Consider the following 22,046-nt stretch of genomic DNA (forward strand, 5'->3'; position numbering starts at 1 on the left):
GTACCGCGCTACTTTTAACTATAACAAAAAATCATTGAATGGTCGTATAGTGACGAATATTATCTTTATGATTATAAGTAGTTTAATAAGGAATAAGGTCTATGGATTGTAACTTCACAACAGCAACTGAAATCGGTGAATTCATTAGATTCAGTAGTTGCCAACGCAGATTTAAATTAGCGCATAATGGCAGAAAAGCGGCAAGAAACATTCCTTTTTATGACCAACTTGTTAAGTCACTTGATCCAGTATTACAACATGTAGGTGAGCAGAATGAGGTTAAATGGGAAAGAGCACTCGTTCGAGATCATAAGTTTGTAAATGTTTGTGATAGTAATTCAGCCCCTTTAGAGTGGTCAACATTCTTAGACGGCCTAAAGTCTATAGAGAAAGATAAAAAAAGCTTTTTCAGAGAAGTAGAAATCTGTGGGCAATTAGGTGATTTTGATGTCAAAGGACGGATCGATTTTATCTTAATAGATTGGACTAGTAAAATTCCAACTCTCAGAATTGTAGAACTTAAAGCTAGCCGAAAAGATAAAACATATCAGAGACTTCAGCTAGCAATTTACTATCAATTATTTTCTACAGAACTTGATGTCATAAAGAGAATTCTTGATATCAATGAAATTAATTTTGAAGCAGTTGTCGGGCGCATAAATGAAGATGACAATACCTTGCAGGATATTTTTAGTTTAGAGGGCTTTGATCTTAAAATTGAACTTCAGGATTTATATTATTTGACTATTAAAGATGGCGAATTAGAGCGTATTCTTAAGTCCTCACTTTCAGAATTACCATATCAACTAAATTCAAAATGTGACCAATGTGTTTTCAATACCCACTGCTTAACAGAAAGTGCACGAGAGAGACGAATAGAGCTTCTAGGAATCAGTACTAACAACGTTAGGGTACTTAGAAAAAATGGCTTAAAAACCATAGATGATGTTGCAAATATAGATCATAGCTTATTGTTAAAAATACAATCAGATCCCGATTTTAATATTAATGCTGAACATCTTATTATCAAAGCAAAAACACGCTGCTCCACTCTTCCAAACCAACCTGAGCCGAGCCCTAAAGTTGTTCAATTACCAAACTGTGGTTCGCAAACAAGCCAGCTTCCTATTCATGTAATTGAAGGACAAAGATTAGTGCGTGTTTACGCGACTGTAGAATTTGATTATACCGAAAACAGATTAATTGGAATTGCTGCACACGTTACAAACTCTGAAAATAATTTGCATACTGGCTTCTTTGAAACTAACGAAGGAAAAATAAAGCCGGACCCAAAAGTTTATGAGATAAACCCTAATACGAAAGAAGCTTCTCCCTTGAGTGGTATAGATGTCATTGTTTATCAGCATTCGCCATGGAGTGGTGATTTCGGCCAAGATTCTGGTAGAGAGCAAAGTATGCTCGCTGAATTTTTTGGAAAAGTCGTTAATGCCATAGCAAGTATTGTTGATGACGAATATGCTCCTGTTCATTTTTATGTTTGGTCTAGGCAGGAAATGTCTGACTTGATTGATGCTTGCACGCGAGCTGGTAGTAAAACCTTATCCAATTTCCAAGAATTGATGGGATGCCGAGCAAGCCTTGAGCAGTTAATTTTCTCATCTGTACAGGACGAAATAAAGTCTAGGTTTGCATTAGGATGGACTTCAAATGGTCGATCAGTGGCCTCTTCTCTTAATTGGTATGGTGACAGATTTCATTGGGTTAGGAACGTCAGGAACAAACCAGAACCTCTTGACAGAACATTTACACAAGGCCTGTTTGATTTTAAGACAGATTTATTCCTTTCAGAACAAAATGAATGGCTTAGTGCAAAAGAGATTGAAAATCTAAAGTTGAAACAAGATATTGATTCATTAAAAAATAAATTCGAAATAAGAAGTCGATTTAATGATGGTATCCCAGTCCCTTATTGGTATGCTCTTTGGAGAAAATTTTCTGATATAGACCTTACAAAGCTCCAAGGTAATGCCAAACAAGATATTGAACGCTTCAAAAAGTCAGCTAGACCACTTGTTATGGATGAATTTTTAAAAGCTCGGGCTCATTGCTTGAGATGGTTGGAAGAAAAGGTCAAATTCAAAAACCCTGAAATAGCTAAACCAGCCCTACATGTCGACAACTTGCCAGATTTCAGTCTAAACGTTAATGATATAGCTAGAGCATCCTTAGACTTTCTTCGATTAGAGCACCATGTAAAAGTTAATGATTGGCTAACAAGTCAATTAGATAATATAGAAAATAGAGTGGCGAGAGGTAAAACTCTCGTTCTGCAAAACTTCTCTAGGTCAGGAGATACAGTTACTGCTGAGATTGTATGCGAAAGATATGGACTTACATTAAAAGAGCTATCGAAAAGATCTACGCTAAGTGGATTTGGAAGGGTAACAAAGCTGCCCGAATCAGGCAGTCAAACTTTTAATATGTTACTAAAATTTGGTACTACTGTAATTATCAATGATATCTGTTGGGAATCTGGGCGGGTATCTCTCGAAGAACTCAGGAGCAACAGAGGCTCTAACTATATTCTTGGTTGTGCACCAGTTTTTGAAAATTCAGTTCTGGTAACCTTAGATGAGAGCGTTTCAGATTTTGTTTTTTCTAGGGTCGATGGCAGGCTTGAAGAGCTTAGAAACGGTACTGGAAATGTTGATGTTTTAGAGTGGCTTGACCCTACAGAACCGAATATACCAAAGGTAAATAAGCTTTCGGAAGCATTGCTCCAAAGAAGCTATGCAATTATAGATGCGATGAAGTTTGACGATGGCAACGGTAACAGCTTTTCGTTATCTGATGACCAAAAAGAGGCTCTATTCAAAAGCTTAAATACTAAAATTTTCCAATTACAAGGCCCTCCTGGCACAGGAAAAACTCAAACAACTGCAGTAGAGACGCTTTTAAAAATTCTAAATTGTACGAATGAAAATAGTTTAGTAATAGTGGCAGCAAATACTCATACTGCTGTCGACACTCTCCTTCGTCGAATTGAGAAAATTATTAAGCCTTTTTCCTCTGCATGCGATGAGGTGGGGGTTACCTTCAATATTCCCATCATTAGAAAAATCGTTTCCAAAAATGACGAAGATAACCTTTTACTTGACGAATCCGAGAATATACAAAAGATAAAAGCTACTAGCATCGTCAAAAGAATGAATGAGATGTTGTCTCAAAGCCCACTGATAATTGGGAGTACAACTAGTACTGTTCTGAAATGGGCAAAAGATTTGAATAACAAACCAAGCTTTAATAGTCGTAACGGTGTTGCAGCCGATATTTTGATAATTGACGAGGCGTCAATGTTGGTATTTCCGTCATTTCTAGCCTTAGCCTCTTTAGTTGCCAAAGACGGAAGAATGACACTTGCTGGCGACAATAGACAATTGTCACCAATCTTATCTCACAATTGGGCACAAGAAGAAAGACCTCCCATCGAACTATACCAACCACATATGAGTGCTTATGATGCCATCGTGCAATTAGAGACTTTTGATACAGTTCAAGAAAACCAAATTTCAATTGCCAGACTGAATAAAACCTGGAGATTACCGGATCCGATTCGAGAGTTAATCCAAACGGTATACAAACAAGATGACATAACCTTAACCGGTCGAAAAGAGTATACTAAGTCTGGTTCATTTAATTTCGACAATGATTTTTCAACTGTATGGAAAGATAATGTCGGAGTATTCCTTGTTGTTCATGAAGAGAATGAATCAAGGCTATCTAATGAATTTGAAGCAAAGTTGATTCATAAACTCGTCAGTGCAATAGATACCCACAAGCCCAAAAGTATTGCCATCATCACTCCGCACAGAGCGCAGCGAACGCTTTTGTCTGAGGAACTAGTAGATGAAAATTGTATCTCTCTAATTGATACTGTGGAGCGACTGCAGGGAAATGAAGAGAGTACAATTATTTACTCAGGAACTGAGAGCGACCCTTCATCAATAACATCTAATGCAGAATTTATTTTAAATCTTAACCGATCAAATGTAGCATTCTCGCGTTCAAAAGAACGATTAATTGTAGTCTGTTCTAAAAGCTTGATTAATCATATTCCAGCTGATATTGAAAATTATAGATCCGCTTCGTTATGGAAGAGTTTGAGAACCCATTGCTCCACTTTGGTAGAAACATTGAAAGTAGACTCTATATCAGTAGAAATTTACACGAGTAGAAATGATGCATAATACCAATTACTCATTGGCGTCTGTTTTTTCTGGTGCAGGAGGTCTAGATTATGGATTTCACAAGGCAGGATTTGAGCATATTCTAGCTAATGATAAAAATATCGACGCATGCGAAACTTTTAAAAAAAATATCAGTGATATTGAGTTTGGTCCTCTTAGCAGTATTCAAAAGAAGCTCGAAGCTCTCGATGGATTAGATTTATTTATTGGTGGTCCTCCATGCCAAGGGTTCTCGGTCGGCGGAAAAATGGATCCTGATGATTCCAGAAGCAAACTCTCCTTCGAATTTATGAGAACTCTAGATGTTATCCGCCCTAAGGTTTTTGTTTTCGAGAACGTAAAGGCACTCGCCAAGAATAAGCGTTGGTTAAACGTATTCCAAGAATTAAAAAATAGAGCCCATAGTTCAGGATATGAGCTGTTTTGCGATGTATTAAAGGTCAGAGAATTTGGGGTTGCGCAATTACGAGAGAGACTTTTCATTGTTGGTTTCAATAAAGAAAGAATTGCTAATGCTTACGATGCAAGGTTAGCCTTTGAGGAAAAGTTATACAGTTTAAAAAATAAAGCCGAACCAGCTAATAAAATTCTTTCTAAACTAGGACAGGCTGGCACAGACCAAAATCCCATAACATGCTCGGCTAAAGTTATATTTGCTAAAAAGCCAGTTCTCCGAAATAGTCCGTTTTCAGGTATGCTTTTTAATGGTTCAGGCAGACCCGTAAACCCTTCATATTTTTTTCCGACATTAGCTGCTTCCATGGGCGGTAATCGCACACCCATAATAGATGAAGCAAACCTTTTCATGGCGGATGAATGCTTTGTTAGCAGGTATTTCAATCGCCTCAAAAGTGGAGGAACACCATATATAGGTGAGGCACCAAGTAGATTGAGAAGAATGACGGTTAATGAGTGCAAACTGGCTCAAACATTCCCTGAAGATTTTATACTTAAAGGAACCTCAATCTCCCAATATACCCAAATAGGGAATTCAGTACCGCCCAAAATGTCAGAAGCCTTAGCCCTTTCAATTAAGCATGTTCTTGATTCATTGTAACTACCAGTCAATTAATACAAGAAAGACAATCAAGGCCAGTAAAGCAGGAGAAATATCGTCTCCTTACTCAATGGAACACTCTCTATTTTTTGTTACAGTGGGTTGCTCGAGCTTAATACTACACGATTGGAATTAATACCTATTTAAGATATTACTTGGGTTAATATACTTTGGGAATTCAACAAGGATGTTTGATTATGCCGAGAAAAAATACTTCTTTTGCTAACCTGTTATTCCACGCACCATGGTGGGCGTCTGTATTACTAGCAGCTATTGTCTACGTGGTAATGGGGCATGTTCTGCCTACACTTGATACAGAAAACCTGATACTGAATACGCTATTCAATGCGTTTGCTATTCCCGCACCGTACTTCGCTTTTTTTATTTTACTGATAGCGCCATTTGCTTTTTTTAATTCTCGTCGCAAAGCCAAGCAGTTCGATGCACAACGCAATATTGAGTCCATTCGAGAACTGCATTGGCGCAATTTTGAAGAACTAGTTGCAGAAGCCTATCGCAGACAAGGTTATCTGGTAACCGAAGGCGGTTTCGGTGCAGATGGAGGTATCGACCTGGAATTGAGGAAGAGCGGCGAGCTCACACTGGTGCAATGTAAGCAGTGGAAAGCCCAGAAAGTCGGTGTGAATGTGGTGCGTGAAATGTTTGGCGTATTGACTGCGAGTAATGCAAACAACGTCGTCATTATCTGCTCAGGCCGGTATACACAGCAGGCGATAGATTTTGCGGCTGACAAAGCGATCACTCTGGTAGGTGGAAATGAGTTGGTTTCGCTAATTCGCGATCTACAAGCAAAAGCCAATATTGAAGCTCCTGAAAAAAAGTCATGCCCGAAGTGTGGCGGCGAACTTGTAGAGCGTGTTGCTAAACGAGGAGCTAATACTGGTCATAGTTTTCTTGGTTGTTCTAACTTTCCAAAATGTCGCTTTACCGAATAATTAATTGAAGGAGAATAAATGAAAGACTTGGATATTCATAAAAAAGTGGCGGTGTTAATTGATGCTGACAATGCGCAACTAAGCAAACTTAACGTGATATTGGATGAAATCTCGGCGCATGGTCATGTGTTGATTAAGCGTGCCTACGGGGATTGGTCTATTGATTCACTGAAAAACTGGAAAAAGCCGCTCAACGAACTAGCCATCCAGCCTATTCAACAGTTTGCCTACACGACAGGCAAAAATTCAACCGATGCCTCCATGATCATCGATGCGATGGACTTACTTTATTCGGAGCGAATTGATGCTTTTGCGCTGGTTTCAAGCGACAGTGACTTCACCAAACTGGCTTCGCGGTTGAGAGAATCTGAAAAATTTGTTTTTGGTGTCGGTGAAAAGAAAACTCCCGTGTCTTTTAGAAATGCCTGTGATGATTTCATTTTTACTGAAAATCTTGGTGCGGGTCAGGTTTCCAAGAATGATGAAAACAAAGACTCAGTTACATCACCATCAAATGGCGCTGAAGAGTTGATACCTGCTCTATTAAAAGCATGGGAGTTATATCAAAACGATGATGGATGGGTAAATGTTGGGCCGGCCGGTAGTTTTCTGAAACGCGCGAAACCTGATTTTGATCCACGAACCTATGGAGCTGCAAAGGTGACAGATGTGATTGCTAACTTGTCGACGGTATTTGATATGACTAAACAAAAAGGAAAAGGAACGACACAGGTTATTCTGTATCGTCCCAAAATTTTAGGAAATTAACGTCGAATTGATAAGAGAATAGTATTTAGCTGATATCCTGTGGGGGAGCGCTGTTAAATGGCTGTAAGTCGAGCGCGATACGTGCGGTTCTAATCGGTACATCTCAAGTTCATGATCTCGAATCTGGACCATACTTTTTTATTCAGGCCTAAAGGCTGTGGGCTGTGACATCTAGTCGTTTGGCAACACAACAACGGAATGGCCGCGATCAACGTGTTTGACCGCCTGAATTTTGAATTCTTCGGGGTAACGTATACTCCTCGCAGGCACCTCTCTCTTAGTCATTTTAGCGAACTAAGAGGTGACTAGGAAATTAGTGGCGATTCAGAAGAATATTTGCAAGCCGTCTAATCTTTACTCTTAAATACTCTGGCTTAACCTTCTGCGACCAACTTTTTTCAACTTAATTAACTATCGTTGATAATGATCTGGAGTGCAGGGCGCTTATTTTACACTGGTGCTATCCGTCTGAATGGAAAGATAAAGTAGCGATGACAAACATCAGCCAGTCATTGGTAATATGAGCGCCGGTGGATACCCACAGGTTTTTGGTAATGATATAGACTGCGGTGAGTAACAGCCGTGCAAATCCAACGCCCCATAAAACCTGCAGTAGGTTCCAGTTGTATGCCGGCAAATGAATGAGCGCAAACCACACCGCAGTGATTATCCAGGCTAAGAATACGGCTTTGGGTTGAGACCAATGAAAACGGTGATGACAATAATAAATAATCGCCAGAAACGGCAAAATGGTGATTACCTCTTCGCCAAATAATTGCGGCACTGAAAATAGGAAAAAGCGTATTTTCTGGCCACCTGACATTGCCTCTAAACCTTGTATTCCATGGTTCGGAGAGGTATCAATAAGTTGCGTCATAAGGAGGGCACAGCTCACCGACAGTACAAAAGTCAATACGCCTAATCCAATGCTTTGGCCGACAGTTTTAAAGGTTACTCGTTGAAACAGACCTGCGCCTTTATCGGGGCTTACAAAGTAGAGTGTGGCAATCGGCAGAGCCGCAAACATCAGTATACTAAATTGGGTCGCAACTTCGTGTCCGTTAAACAGAGCCGGGAAAAATAACAGTATTGCTACTGCAACCAAGACACTAGCTAACACTATCCCCCACAGAGCGGGTGATAAATTTGTAGACGACTGGGAAACATAAGGGAACTCTGCCCGCACATCATCCGCAATTTTAGTGAACATATGAATACTTCCTTAAATTATCCTTTTCAGTTTATCCCGGTCAGACTCGCACTTTTTAAGGCTGCGTTATGCTTGTGCCAGAGTTTGGCTGTCATATCTTTAGATTTAAGCGTGGTCATAAAATAAATCCGTCACACGATAAGGGTAATTTTTGATGTGGACAGCGATTACTGCGCAATCACTTCCAAAGTATGTAATTGATCTTTCATGAAATAATGTACGCCAAACAACATTGCACCAGCGTTCCCTGCGACACTCATGTCGCCACTATGCCGGAAAATAACATAATCTTTTCCTTCTTCGATCAACTCACCGTCGGAGAGGTGCATCATGTAAGGCGAAACCAGCCCTCCGAGTCGACTTCCGTATAGATACAGACTACCAAAGTCCACTTTTTGGCCGGTTGGTTGCAATTGACCATTGGCGTCCCGCTCAATTAATTCAACAAGCTTGCTAAACCCTATTTTAAATTCATTTTTCATCTGGCTGAGCTCTTGCTCGGTTGGATTGCTAATATCCTCGGCAGGGATTGACGTAGGCACGTGATACAAATAGCGGCCAGTCCAGTCGGGCGATTCAATATGTATCGCCAACGAAATACGGAATTTTTCATCAATACATTCCTGCACATAGGCGACAGGATGAATTTGCATTGCACCGGCACTATCACTGGCCAGCGAGCTTTTTGCCAATGCATCGCGAGCAAAACCGACTACGTCTAAGCCAAGATAGTGGTCCCGATACGACTTGCTCTTACTGCTATTGACAGAATCTTCGACTGCTTCTCCAACAAAAGGGATCGGCATCAATAACGTTGCGGCATTTTCCGCAAAAACGACTGCAAAATGAGTATCTGGAATGACTTGAGCGTCCGAGGGCAGTGTCACAGGCATTTTATCACTCACGGTGAGACCTACTTGCCGGGCTTTTTGAGCGGGGATGTTAGTACTTGCCTGCATTGACACACAACCACCCAATCCAAGTGCACTCGCTAAGCCGATCACAATGAAAATACAGTTAAACTTATTCATACCTAATAGTCCTTTTTTCTTTATTACATCAAGCTCTGAACGACAGAATTTTAGCTATTCAGTGCTGTAGCTTTTCCCACAACTGCGGCTTTAACAATCATCAGTACAGATTATGCTGCGTTTGTACATACCTTGTCTTGGCTTGATGGTTCCCACCTAAGGGTGCCATTACGCCCATTTACTTTGAATTGTTTTCCAAAACTACCCACATATCGTCCAGCTTCATCCAGCAGAAAAATATCATTCTGGTTGCGATAGTCTATGCTGATTCCGGGCGGAATATAAACTCAGGCCACAGGTAGAGTTACATTCAATGAATCTATTCCCGAATATTTATCCCATTGGTTATAAGCGGCAGATGAAATTGCCAGTTTGATTAGCCATGTCATTGACTGATAAATCGTTGTTGTTTTTTGTTTTGGCTGTTGATTCTTCAACCGATTGTTGCGTTGCCTGAAAATTTATCAGTCGTTCAAATAATGAACGGGAAATCTGCTACAGGCCACTTATTTAGTACGATTTTTTGGAATCCGTCAGATTTTTTTTATATTCCGTAAGCTTATTTTTTCTACGAATCTTATTGTGGCTTAACAAAATAATAACAATCCACAGGGGATACAGATGCAGCATTGTCAGCAATTCAAAATTAAGAGTTTGAAAACGTCGAAAAAACTTCTTGCTACCACATTAAGCAGTATTTTGTTGGCAGGCAGTTTCAACACCGTGGCCCAACAAGTTGAAGAAAAAAATGAAGCAACCGAAGTGATTATGGTGACCGCTCAGAAGCGGCAACAAAATATCATGAAAGTGCCAGTGGTTGTGGATACGGTATCTGCGGATACACTGAAAAAAACCAACTCCATTTTACTCAGTGAGGTTGACAAATTTATCCCGGGTTTCGATTTTAGTGATACCAATATGACTCAGGCGGGTATTACCATGCGTGGGATCAGTAGCCCGAATATCAGTGTGGGCGGTGACCCGTCTTCTGCGACCTTTTTTGACGGCGTGTATATGCCCAAAGCGGCACAAAATGTGCTGTTTTCCGATATTGCTCGCATTGAGGTATTAAAAGGCCCGCAAGGTACCCTGTTTGGTCGTAATGCGGCGATGGGGGTAGTTAACATTATGCCCAATGCCCCAGAAAATGATGATCTTGGCTTTGTTAAAGCCGTCGTAGGTAGTGATAATCTGCGCCGTTACGAAATGATGGGGAATGTGGCATTAACCGATGACTTTTTCATCCGTGTGAATGCCATGAGCAACAAACAGGACGGTTTGGCAGAAAACATTTATGACGCGCCGTGGAACGCGGGTACGAAAACCTGGGATCCGGGGGCGAAAAATCACACAGCTGCTCGAATTGCGGCTAAATGGGTGATTAGCAACGAGACGAATTTACAATTCTCTTATGATTATGATGATCTCGAGCAAGCTCCTCCCATTGAGATCGGTGTTAGCCAATGGGCATATGGTGGGGGTAAGGACGTGTTTTCCGATAAAATGGAAAATGACGTACGTAATGGGATTGAAACCCGTGATATGTATGGCTATACGGCCAAACTGAATCACGAATTTAATGATCAGCTTTCGATGGCTTATACCGCCAGCTTCCGTGATTGGCAAACGGTTAACCGCGAAGATGAAGATGGAACCAAAGAGATTACTCGTTACTTCGACACATCGAATAACGAAGACTCCAATATTTTCTACCAGGAACTGCAACTCAACTATGTGGGTGACAAGTTCAATATGGTGGGGGGATTTTCCTATTCAAAAGAAAAAGTGAAACAAACCTCAGAACTTAACCTGACCGCAGATTCTGCCGCGCGCTTTATTACCGGTTCAGTCAATGATGTGATTAAAGGATCCATCGCGGAACAGATTGCCAGTATGATTCAGGTGGATGCTTTTGGTGGTGATGCCGATGCCGCCGCTGAAAATGCCTTTGGCCCCGGTGCAACCTTTAATGGTGTCGTTAATGATTTTTATACCAGTTCCGGTTTCCCTATCGATCATATGTGGGATGCTAACGCTTGGGCGGGCGCGCTTAATGCTTTAGGTTTTGGTGACGCTATTATGGGCGCAATCGGGATGGGCGGGATGCCGTTAACCGGTGATATTGTTAATGCCACCGGTGATGTGACCTACGATATCGTAGCCCAGCAAATGGGCATTGCTGAAATATTCGGACCCAGTCATTCAGGTGAGTTCTGGGAAGAAAGTATCAACAATACCGGCCACTTCACTAACTGGGGCGTCTATCTTGACGGTGACTGGGAACTAAATGATCACTGGAGTATCCTGGCCGGTTTGCGTTACTCCAAGGACAATAAAGATTTTAGCTGGTTTATTCCGCAGACTAGCTTTGCTGAATTACGTCCCGGTGTGGGCAATATATTGTTCCCGATGACGACCGATGCCGATGGCAATAGTGCACCGATTTTAGCTTCAAAAAGTTGGGACAAAATTACCGGACGTTTAGTGGCGCAATATCAGGTAAACAATGACCACATGCTGTTTGCGTCATTCTCGACCGGTTATAAAGCCGGTGGTTTTGATTCATTGGTAGTGTCAACGGCACAAACGCCATTTAAACCTGAAGATACCACCAATATTGAGTTGGGATACAAAGGGGTGGCCTTTGACTCATTGCGCACCACTGCCAGTATTTATCATTTGCAGTTAGATAATCGTCAACGTTCTATCGACTCCAAGGCACCAGATAGTCCTACGGCGGTACCGACCATTATTAACGGTGACACCACCATTGATGGTCTGGAATTAGGATTGGAATGGGCGGCAACCGATACACTTAACCTTGGTTTAGTCACAGAATTCAGAAACACTGATGCTCAATGGCAAGAGTTCTATAACGCTGAAGGTACCTTTGTTCCATCAGAAGAGTCTAAGAGTAAAGTGAGTAATAACTTCACTCTGCGTGCTGACTGGATGCCGGATTTTGGGGTAGGTACAACGACGCTGCATGTTGATTATGTGTATGTGGAAAACACCAATGCCGATCAAGTGGGACTGGAAGAATATAAGAAAGCCATTTCAGCCTACTTTACCGATACACAGGATTTGAACGCTCGAATTTCCTGGGAAAATTCTGATGATGATCTGGAAATCGCACTGTGGACGAAAAACTTGTTGGATAAACGTTATGTCAAAGGATTAGGCGGGTTAACGGCCAGTATTTTAGGTACGCCGGTAGCCAGCATTAATCGCGGCAGAGAGTTTGGTGTCGATCTGACTTATCGATTCTAGAAACTGGGCGTAGACTCAGTAATTTAACCTGCTTAAAGCCAACAACGTACATTTGTTGGCTTTTTTTTATAACGCGGAACGGTGTTAAATGTGTAAATTGGCCGTTTCTTCTGACTTTTTTTAAGGTATTGTAGAACATAGTGAATTTGGTTTTTTCTGAAAGATTTATCTGTGTTTATTGATCCCGTCTCCAGCTTTTTTTACACCTTTGCCCTGGCGCAAATGGTATTTTGTGCCATTGCCCTGCTAGCACGTCCCAGTAAAAGTCAGCTTGCCTGGCTGTATATTGCCCTGATGCTGTCGAGCAGTTTTTATTTGCTGGGACATATCACCAATAGCAAAGATTTTTATCCGTTGTACCTGATAACGTTTATTGCGGGTAACAGTTTGCTGGGAATTTTCTGGTTGGTGAGTCTTTGTTTGTTCAGTGATCATATTAAAGTCACTGCGAAACATTACCTTATCGCGAGTCTGCCTTTGCTATTACCCAGCCTGCTCAGAGTCTGGTCATTACTACAAGCCCCTCCTGTGGAAGTCGCTGAAGTGGTATCCAAAGTCGTAATGGTAGTGGAGTTGTCGCTAATTTTGCATGCCCTGACGATTACCTTGAAATATTGGCGCGATGACTTGATCCAGCAACGACGCTTTTTGCGGGCTTCATTGATTTGCTTTGTCGGTATCTATTTGTTTTTGGTTATTTTTTTGGAACAAGTCCTGCAAATAAAGGGTAGCTGGCTGACCCAAATTGAAAGTGGCGTACTGGCGGGGCTGAGCCTGTTTTTAAACTTTTTCTTGCTACAACTGCGTGAAATGTCGCTGTTTCCCAGTAATGAGCCGCAGCATAAGAAAAGTCATGCCAAAAAACATTCACCGGAAGTGGAGCCGATTTTGGCTGCGATGACCGAGCGTTCGCTTTATCAACAGGAAGGACTCACGATTACCGAGTTGGCGAAAATGCTGAATATGTATGAATACAAGCTGCGCAATGTGATCAACGGTGAGCTGGGGTACCGCAATTTTAATGACTTCCTCAATGATTACCGGATTAAAGAGGTCACTGCCAAGCTGCAAGATCCAAAGTGCAGTTCTATCGCTATTTTAAATCTGGCACTGGATAGTGGCTTTCGTAGTTTGAGTTCATTTAACAAAGCGTTTAAGGATAAACATCAAGTGACCCCCAGTGAATTTCGCAAACGCTACGTCGACTAATAAACATTATAAGCGCTGTCAAAAATTAGCCAGCGCAAACGGGGATAATTTCATATCAGCAATATTTGCCGGTTTTCAGTGACTTTTTTAGAATTCGTCAGCTGTTTTGTTAAAATCCATAAGCATTTTTGTGAATTTATCTCTAATTTATTAACTATTGTAACGCTGACTGGGCGTTTGTTATTTGAGTTGGAAAATAAAGTCATGAGACGTAGTAGATTATTATTGATGTTGTTGTTGGGGCAATTAACCGTTTTACACTCAGCGGTTGCTCAGGACGACAATGCTAAAGGCCAAAATCTGTATCAAAGTTGTGCAGCCTGTCACGGTAATAAAGGGCAGGGGCAACCGGCTATGCAAACCCCGGCGATTGCCGGCTTGTCAGCGGAATACATCACCCGCCAGCTTACACATTTCAAAACTAAAATCCGTGGTTCTCAAGACGATCCCTTTGCTGCACAAATGCTGGCATCCAGCCAATTATTAACGACAGATGAAGATGTTAAAGCGGTGGCGAGTTATTTAGCCTCGTTGCCGGTTCCAACTCTGGATAGCGGATTAGACGGGGATATCAAACGTGGACAAAACTTATATAACGGCAGTTGTGGTGCCTGTCATGGGGCTTCGGGAGAGGGAAATGACAACTTGCATGCTCCGCGCTTAGCCAATCAGTCCGTTGTTTACTTAACGCGTCAACTTAATGCATTTAAATCAGGTCAGCGTGGTACCGATCCGGCCGATAAGTATGGTCGGCAAATGGCCATGATGGCCGCCTCGGTTAATATTGAACGGGATTTAGCTGATATTTTAAGCTATCTGCAAGTTAAAAGTCAGGCTAAGTAATATGACGGTACGGCCCGTAATTTGGGGAATATTATTGTGCAGTTGTTTGTTGTTATGCGCTGTACTAAAGGCGGAGTCAACCGATCCATTAGGTCCTTTTAAATTGAGTGAACACTGCCCACCGAGTTTTGAAAAAACACCGCAAGGGCAATGTAAATTGGTCAGTTTTTATCAAATGTACGATTCGGTTGAAAACAAAGGGATGGGTGGCACTCAAACATCGTTGCCACCTTATCGGGATGGGTTTAGTCCGCAGCAGATAGATTTGGGACGTTATTTGTTTTTTGACCCGTTGTTATCAGCTAATAAAAACTTGTCCTGTGCCAGTTGCCATCAAGAAGATAAAGGCTTTAGTGATGGACGGGATCGCAGTATTGGTATTCTTGGCCAGAAAGTTAAGCGCGGAGCGCCCACTTTGTGGAATGCAGCCTTTTTAACTCGTCTGTTTTGGGATGGCCGCGCCACCAGTTTGGAAGAACAGGCTACCGGCCCGTTGTTCGCGGCTGATGAAATGGGCAATAGCCCTGAACAGTTATTGAACTCATTACAGACCAATCAGTTTTATCCTGCCATGTTTAAACAGGCCTTTCCCGAGGCGGATAAAATTGAACTGCCTCAGGTGTATGAGGCGTTAGCCGCGTTTCAAAGCAGTTTAATCAGTTTGAATAGTCGTTATGACCATTACGCCCATGGTTATCATCAGGCGTTGTCAGAAAAAGAAGTTGAGGGAATGAATATTTTCCGCTCTTTTGTTGCCCGGTGTTCCGAGTGCCATACTCCGCCATTATTCACTAATCAGCAGATTGCGGTGATTGGTACACCAGAGCCGGAAGGGCTGGCACTGGATGTGGGTGCAGAAGAGACCTTTCATAGTGATAAATTAAAAGGGGGGTTTAAAGTCCCCACCTTACGAAATATTGTTAAAACTGCACCTTATATGCATTCCGGGGTGTTTACTGACTTACGGGAAGCAGTGGATTTTTACAATAAAGGGCGTGGCCATGCCGTGCCTGAAGGGGTAAAAATGTATATTCACTGGCATATTTGGGAACCCAATTTAACCGAAGAGGAAATTGACCGTATCGTTGATTTTCTTGGCGCTTTAACCGATGAAAGTTTAGCACCGGCAGTCCCTCAAAGCCTGCCATCAGGCTTGAAGTAAACAATAACTATAAATTCGACATTGGAGATTAACATGAAAGTGAACAATATCGTTGTAACCCTGTTACTTGCCGGGGCCTTTGTTGGCGGCATGTATTTAGGGCAAAGTCGGTCCCCTGCAACGACTATTACTGACAGTTCCAAAAACGTCAGTTATCAGGGGGGGTATGATAAAAATGCAGATCAGCAAACCTCATCAAAAAGTGCAGTAAAACAGCGTGATGTGGCTGGGGAAACACTGGTTGTCAACGAAGGTGACAAGATCATGGACGCAGTAATCGCGGCCAAACCAGGTGATACCGTACAGATTATGCCCGGAACTTATCATGAAACCGTGTTTATCGATAAAGATGATATTCGTATCATCGGTGTGATCAAAGAAGGTAAACGTGCAGTACTGGACGGTCAGAAGAAGCTTAATGATGCGATCCTGTATTCCGGTAACAATATTGTGGTGGAAAATCTGAAAATTACCCAATACAAGGGTAATGGCATCATGGGACAGGCGGGTAACAACTTTGAAATCCGCAACAACATTATTGAAGATACCGGGGTGTACGGTATTTTCCCGCAACTGGGTAAAAACGGTATTGTTGAATACAACATTATTTCCGGTATTGAAGATGCGGCGATTTATGTGGGAATGAGTGACAATATCCATGTTGCTCATAACGAAGTCTTCGCCAGCGTGGCCGGGATTGAAATTGAAAACAGCCGTCACGCCATTGTAGAAAATAATCTGGTTTACGATAACGCCGGTGGTATTTTGGCTTTCGTAACCCCTGGTTTACCGGTTAAAACCACGTTTGATGTGATTATTCGCCATAACTTCATCAATAAAAATAATCACGTTAACTTTGGCGCACCTGGTTCAACCGTCTCGGGGATCCCTGCCGGTACCGGTATCCTGGTGATGGCGGCAGATGATGTGATCATTGAAGACAATATTATTAGTGACAACAAGGTTGCTGGTATCATCATTACCGACCACGCTAATGCGCCGAATATCACCATGGATCCAGAGTCGGATCCAACTCCCGAACGCACCATGATTTTAAATAACCTTATGGTTCACAACGGTTATGACACTATTGATGAAGCAAAAGTCTTGATGCTGTCTGAATTTAAACAGGGGAATCCGGATATTGTACGAGTGGGTGATAACACCGGCAGCTGTATTATAAATCGCCATCAATATGTCACCGTAGGTGTGAATGATTGGGCAGAATGTGACTTTACCAATACTGACAGTATTGACAGTTATATTCTGGATGAACCGGTTGCCCCTCGTGAGATCCATGGTAGTGAGCGCGGAAAAATGGCTTATTTAGGTATTTGTGCCGGTTGTCATACTTATACGGGACGTATGATTGGACCGCCAGTACAAGTTATTCAGGCAATGTATATGGATAACCCGCAAGGCTTGGCTGACTATATCGCGGCACCGGTCAAAAAACGTGATGATTATCCGGAAATGCCGGCGCAAAATTATCTGGATGAAGAAACTCGTTTGGCCGTCGCCAAATACATGCTGAGCGTAAAAAAGTAAGCTCGGATTAAGCAATAGCAGTCTGCACAGGCATATCAAACCCCGTGCAGATTGCCAATATTAACGTTTTGCGTTGATGTAAATGTTTTGGTTGGCGACAGTTAGAGTGTGTTGTCAGCCAGAAAATATCTTGTGGAGGAAGATGTGAGCCTATTGGTTTAAGGGCAATTCCATATAATGATGATCCACAACCTCACCAAACTGACTTTTCATCCCACCTTGATGACTCTGTTTTAGTGTAAAACCAAGTCGTTCATAGAGCGCTCTGGCAGCGGGATTGGTGTCTGCCACATCTAAACCTGCAATCGACAAATGCTGTTGTTTTACTTTGAGTAACAATTGTTGAATCAATTGCTGGCCAAGACCTTGCCCTTGTCTATCGGGGAGGATCGCCAGATGGTAAAGATTCCCCACTCCAGCACGAGGGGGCTTTATTACCTGCTCAATACGCAAGCCTCGCGTTATGGTGGTTAATGCCTGCATCGGCGAGTAAAACTGAAATATCTGTTGAGCGGCTGACAACATAAACGCAAAATTTTGTGAGGGATAACGCATGGCACCGATCCCGACCATCTCGCCATCCAGCAATACCGCCAGATGTTGCTTATAACTAAATTCGGACTTTGGCTGGACAAATGCCTTTTGCAAAAAGTGTTGCGCCTGTTGCGCAGAATCATGGCAAAATACGAAATTAAATGCAGCGGGACCGGAACTGTATATCAGGGGAACCGCAATCTCTACGTCTTGTGGTAGACAGGGTCGGAAACTGACACCATTAGTCATCTAATTATACTCGCTGCATCTATTTAATTTAATTATTAATCAATAACTTAAACTTGATTGTGGATTCATGCAAGCACAAACTGTTATCCATCCACAATGGTCGTCTTAGTCACTAACAGGCGGGGTTTGCGGCTGCCATTTAAAATACGACCCACCCATGTGGAACGAACAAAAGCATCGTAAATAACGGTTGATAAGGCAATGGTAATGGTGCTGATCCCCAACAATTTTAATGACCAATGCAGTGGCAACTCGGCAAAGGCAATCTGAAGCCAAACAACTATCGGCAAATGAACAAGATAGAGCCAGTATGAAGCATCAGCCATGTAACGGATAAACCGGTTAGGACGACTAAATATGCGTTTGCACAGGCCAATCGTTAACGCAATTAATGTCCACATCATCATGGCGTAACTAAACATAAAGCCGACTTTAATCAGGTCATAGCGTGTATGATTCAGTTGTCCTTCAAATTTGGACAGCAGCATTGAGGCGATGATTGCAATAAGACACAGTAGTGATTTCCCCCATGTTATCTGGGCAAATGTCTCTAACAGACGGGGCTGTCGATGTAATAGCCAACCGAATAAAAAGAATCCAGCATATATCAACGTGACAGGAATGGTGGGGACTAGTGATTTATCCGGTGTATCCATTCCCCAGTGTTGCATAAACCACAGGCTGGCAGCGGTGGGAATAGCGACAACCAACATCCCAACGGGAGTTTGGCAAATCCAGCTAATTATCCAGTCAGCCAGACGGGTTAGACGTTTTTGAAGCGGTGTTATCCGGCCGACAAAACAGCGAATCAATAACAGGCTAGCGGTGATAAATAGCAGGTAATACAAAAACCACAAATGGGTGCCAACCAGCAAGTCCTTTGGAATATCGGCCAAGGTTTTTATCCCCTGAACCAATGCTCCGCTAATATTGGCGTCACCGCGCATACTTTCCGCGCCCATGATCCAGCCGGATACCAGCATTGGACGAAACAAAAACCAGCCAACAATAAACGGAATGGCAATTCTCACCAGACGTGATTCGACTAGCTTGTGCCAACCCCGTTTATGAAAGTTCATGTGGCTAAAGAAACCGGCAATCAGAAAAAATAATTCCATTCGGAACGAGTGACTAATTAACGCAAAAAATGGAATGAGGTTACTGGTTGATATATCCATTACCGCCCAGCCAATAAACATCGGCATAAAGGATAGGCTGGCGTGGAAAATAATACCTAATATCAAGGCGAATCCTCGAACCGCATCAAGGTAATCAAGCCTGTTTGATGGTAGTGATGACATACTTACACCTTTTGTGAAGTCGTGATAATTCCGGGCTTGTTCAACAAGCCCGTTTACATTTGTGCTTAATAAAAACGGACTTCGTCGATTTCAAAATCAAAAGGAGCAGGCTGCATCGCGTAAGCAATAATACTCAGGCTGTTAAGCGTGGCCGGGTTAAGATGGGTTTGCTCCGACCATCCCCGTTTCATCGATTCAAAGGGGATTTTTACTTGATGAAAGGTGCCATCAGACGGCACTGAAATGGGGGCAGAATGATAGTCAAAATTATCAACCTCGGTACTGTTAGCAGAAATCGACAGGTTACCGCTATGGATTTTGATTAATAGTTGAATGCCCTTATATTGACTGGCATCTTCAGGCTCTCCCATATTGCCAAGTGGCAGTATTGAGCTGGCCCAGCCCGGCTGTCCTCGAGGCGGTACAATGTCACCTTTTAGACGCATCACACCCGCGGCTATATCAACTTCACTGCTGGTGTTGCCACCTGCTACGGTGTCACTCATCAATTGTCTTGGCAACCCAAGGTTATTGTCTGTGGCATTACTGAAGTCGTCTACCAGTGTTGGCAGTGAAGCACTCAATGCCCCAGTTGAAAATGCTAACATGGAGGTTAACAGCATCGTTTTAACGGAATGTAAAGCTACTTTGTATAATGTTTTCATAATCTGTTCTCTTGGTTAAAGTGGGTAAATCGTTCGGGATTGACTAAAAAATTAAGCGCCGTAATGCAGCGTTGTAGATAAGTGCCGGGGGAAATAGAAAAGGTGACAAAAAACTAGATATTTTTTTTCAGCAGGCGTTAATTCAATTATTTTAAAAAGAAGTTGTCACCTTTTGTATAAAGTAGGGCACATACTGGTATCAAGGGGCTGTTGAACTGTCATTTATCAACAGTGCTAAAGATAAAAGAGAAACAGACCCTAGCCAGAGATTGAGAACCATGAATTTATTTAGCAAAAAAAACTTAATATCCGATACAAGCGATTCCAATTTAGTGATGCACTCATTAGGAGGGGATCGTGATGCGTTTTGTGAAATCGTGACGCGCTACCAAAGTTTACTGTGTTCTTTGGCTTATTCCGCTGTTGGTGATGTCAAACATAGTGAGGACATCGCTCAAGAAACCTTTGTGGATGCCTGGAAACAGCTGGGCAGTTTACGTGATCCCGAAAAATTAAAATCCTGGCTGTGCGGTATCTTGCGATTTAAGGCAAGTCATCATCGTCGTAAAGAGCATAACCAGCCGGTTAAAAATGCTGAGGAGTTGGAAGATCATACGCTTTACCAAACCGATAATACGGGAATGGACGAGCTGGCTATTCAGCAGCAGCAACATAGCTTGCTCTGGAAAGTATTAGACAGGATGGAAGATAATTACCGTGAACCACTAATTTTATTTTACCGTGAAGAACAGTCGGTTGAACGGGTGGCAGCGCAGTTGGATCTCTCTGAAGATAGTGTAAAACAACGTTTATCTCGTGGTCGAAAATTACTTAAAAGAGCCATGACTACCTTCGTGGAAGAAGCGTTGAGCGAAAGCAAACCCGGGGTGGCATTTACTGCGGCTGTACTGGCGGCTATTAGTGGTATTCCCGCCCCTGCGAAAGCCGCTGCGTTGGGTGCAGGTGCAGCGAAAACCGGAACACTGTTTAATATAACGACGTTGTTAACCTTGTTGGCAACCTGTTCAGGGCTTATCAGCTCGTTTTTCGGCTTACGCTCCAGTCTTGACCAATCACGCACACAACGTGAGCGCCAATTAGTTATAAAGGTTGTGACCCTGTATATGTCCATTGCGCTGATTTATGTTTTGGGAACATTCGGATTGAAGTATCTGGCAGTCAGTTACAGTAGTGATGCTGGCTTTTATACGCTGGCTTCCGCGCTAGTGGTATTGGGCTTTGTCGTCAGTTATTTGCTTCTGGTAACCCGGATGTTTGCAGCAATGCGCAGACTCAGGGCGCAAGAGCGAATATTTCATCCCCAAGCGTTTCGCAGTCAAGCCGATCAGCCTGGATCCAGGCAACGTGAATATATAAGCCGGGCGCATTTGTTTGGCGTGCCATTAGTTCACATGCAGTTTGGTATGCCGGAAATGGGTGACAAACCGGCATTTGGCTGGATTGCCGGGGGAAGCAGCGCCCGTGGATTATTATTAGCCTGGGGTGGTGTGGCTATTGCACCGATTAGTGTGGGTATTGTATCGGTTGGTTTTATTAGTGTGGGAGCTGTGGGTTTCGGTATATTGGCGTTAGGCACTGTGGCGATTGGTATTATTGGTTTTGGTGCATCAGCAATCGCTTATAAAGCTTATGCCTCATTATCTGCTTATGGCTGGCAAAGTGCTTTTAGTAATGGTTTTTCAGTGGCAAAAGATGCCGCCATAGGACCGTTTGCTTATGCCGATCAAGTGAATAACTCAATCGCCTATGAAATCAGTCATGTCACCCAGTTTGGTCTTAGTTACCAATGGGGACTGGCCCTGATTGCGATTCTGGTTATTGTGCCGGCGGTATGGCATGCCCGTAAAGTGAGGCAACGGATGAAGCCTGAATAAGATTTTATTGCTAAACGACCCATTGAAACCTGCTTCGGCAGGTTTTTTGTGTGCTTCGGCAGGTTTTGTGTATAAAAATTCAAATGATAATAGTTATCATTTGAATTTGTTTTTGTGGTGCGCTAATATTTGCAACGAAT

The 22,046-nt window shown here is 42.5% G+C and carries 15 protein-coding genes and 1 pseudogene; 10 read left to right on the plus strand and 6 right to left on the minus strand.

Going from position 1 to position 22,046, the window contains the following annotated elements; genetic code table 11:
- Positions 1-101: 101 nt before the first annotated feature.
- The 4 genes from ACTD55_RS00900 (at position 102) to ACTD55_RS00915 (ending at position 6,989) form a co-directional block, all read left to right on the plus strand.
- On the plus strand, positions 102-4,208 hold the full coding sequence (locus ACTD55_RS00900) for an AAA domain-containing protein (RefSeq protein ID WP_438862414.1): 4,107 nt from the start codon (positions 102-104) through the stop codon (positions 4,206-4,208).
- Positions 4,198-5,265: a DNA cytosine methyltransferase gene (locus ACTD55_RS00905; protein WP_438862415.1), complete on the plus strand. Its 1,068-nt coding sequence runs from the start codon at positions 4,198-4,200 to the stop codon at positions 5,263-5,265. The genes ACTD55_RS00900 and ACTD55_RS00905 overlap by 11 nt, the downstream gene beginning before the upstream one ends.
- A 197-nt stretch (positions 5,266-5,462) precedes the next feature.
- Positions 5,463-6,221 carry a DUF2034 domain-containing protein gene (locus ACTD55_RS00910; RefSeq protein ID WP_438862416.1) on the plus strand — a complete coding sequence of 253 codons (759 nt, stop codon included), beginning with the start codon at positions 5,463-5,465 and terminating at the stop codon, positions 6,219-6,221.
- Positions 6,222-6,239: 18 nt separating this feature from the next.
- The gene (locus tag ACTD55_RS00915; protein WP_438862417.1) at positions 6,240-6,989 is read left to right on the plus strand and encodes an NYN domain-containing protein; all 750 of its coding nucleotides are present in this window, start codon (positions 6,240-6,242) and stop codon (positions 6,987-6,989) included.
- Positions 6,990-7,140: 151 nt separating this feature from the next.
- On the opposite strand, the pseudogene ACTD55_RS00920 reads toward ACTD55_RS00915, so the two are convergent.
- From ACTD55_RS00920 to ACTD55_RS00930, 3 genes and pseudogenes are all read right to left on the minus strand, one after another.
- Positions 7,141-7,274 (minus strand): annotated as a pseudogene (locus ACTD55_RS00920) (transposase); the annotation flags it as partial.
- A 175-nt stretch (positions 7,275-7,449) separates the two neighbouring features.
- The gene (locus ACTD55_RS00925; protein ID WP_438862418.1) at positions 7,450-8,199 is read right to left on the minus strand and encodes a CPBP family glutamic-type intramembrane protease; all 750 of its coding nucleotides are present in this window, start codon (positions 8,197-8,199) and stop codon (positions 7,450-7,452) included.
- A 167-nt stretch (positions 8,200-8,366) separates the two neighbouring features.
- Entirely contained in the window at positions 8,367-9,230 is an 864-nt protein-coding gene (locus ACTD55_RS00930) for a hypothetical protein (protein ID WP_438862419.1), read from the minus strand.
- 621 nt (positions 9,231-9,851) lie between these two features.
- Between ACTD55_RS00930 and ACTD55_RS00935 the strand changes: the two genes are divergently transcribed.
- The 5 genes from ACTD55_RS00935 (at position 9,852) to ACTD55_RS00955 (ending at position 17,262) form a co-directional block, all read left to right on the plus strand.
- Complete coding sequence (locus tag ACTD55_RS00935) at positions 9,852-12,500, plus strand: TonB-dependent receptor (protein WP_438862420.1); 2,649 nt, start codon at positions 9,852-9,854, stop codon at positions 12,498-12,500.
- A gap of 171 nt (positions 12,501-12,671) precedes the next feature.
- Positions 12,672-13,709, plus strand: a complete 1,038-nt coding sequence (locus ACTD55_RS00940) for a helix-turn-helix domain-containing protein (RefSeq protein ID WP_438862421.1) — start codon at positions 12,672-12,674, stop codon at positions 13,707-13,709.
- A 204-nt stretch (positions 13,710-13,913) separates the two neighbouring features.
- A complete protein-coding gene (locus ACTD55_RS00945; protein WP_438862422.1) occupies positions 13,914-14,552 on the plus strand; it encodes a c-type cytochrome in 639 nt (212 codons plus the stop codon).
- A gap of 103 nt (positions 14,553-14,655) precedes the next feature.
- Positions 14,656-15,714, plus strand: coding sequence for a cytochrome-c peroxidase (locus ACTD55_RS00950; protein WP_438862423.1), 1,059 nt, complete (start codon positions 14,656-14,658; stop codon positions 15,712-15,714).
- Positions 15,715-15,747: 33 nt separating this feature from the next.
- On the plus strand, positions 15,748-17,262 hold the full coding sequence (locus tag ACTD55_RS00955) for a parallel beta-helix domain-containing protein (RefSeq protein ID WP_438862424.1): 1,515 nt from the start codon (positions 15,748-15,750) through the stop codon (positions 17,260-17,262).
- 150 nt (positions 17,263-17,412) lie between these two features.
- On the opposite strand, the gene ACTD55_RS00960 is transcribed toward ACTD55_RS00955, so the two are convergent.
- The 3 genes from ACTD55_RS00960 to ACTD55_RS00970 all read right to left on the minus strand — a co-directional run bounded on the left by ACTD55_RS00960 (position 17,413) and on the right by ACTD55_RS00970 (position 20,011).
- The gene (locus ACTD55_RS00960; protein ID WP_438862425.1) at positions 17,413-18,045 is read right to left on the minus strand and encodes a GNAT family N-acetyltransferase; all 633 of its coding nucleotides are present in this window, start codon (positions 18,043-18,045) and stop codon (positions 17,413-17,415) included.
- Positions 18,046-18,128: 83 nt separating this feature from the next.
- Complete coding sequence (locus ACTD55_RS00965; RefSeq protein WP_438862426.1) at positions 18,129-19,346, minus strand: acyltransferase family protein; 1,218 nt, start codon at positions 19,344-19,346, stop codon at positions 18,129-18,131.
- 65 nt (positions 19,347-19,411) lie between these two features.
- Positions 19,412-20,011 (minus strand): CIA30 family protein, encoded by a 600-nt coding sequence (locus tag ACTD55_RS00970; protein ID WP_438862427.1) that lies wholly within the window; start codon positions 20,009-20,011, stop codon positions 19,412-19,414.
- A 335-nt stretch (positions 20,012-20,346) separates the two neighbouring features.
- Here ACTD55_RS00970 and ACTD55_RS00975 point away from each other — a divergent pair, with 335 nt between their 5' ends.
- Positions 20,347-21,906: an RNA polymerase sigma factor gene (locus ACTD55_RS00975; protein ID WP_438862428.1), complete on the plus strand. Its 1,560-nt coding sequence runs from the start codon at positions 20,347-20,349 to the stop codon at positions 21,904-21,906.
- Positions 21,907-22,046 lie beyond the last annotated feature (140 nt).

It is taken from the genome of Neptunicella sp., assembly GCF_048268085.1.
Taxonomy (GTDB): domain Bacteria; phylum Pseudomonadota; class Gammaproteobacteria; order Enterobacterales; family Alteromonadaceae; genus Neptunicella.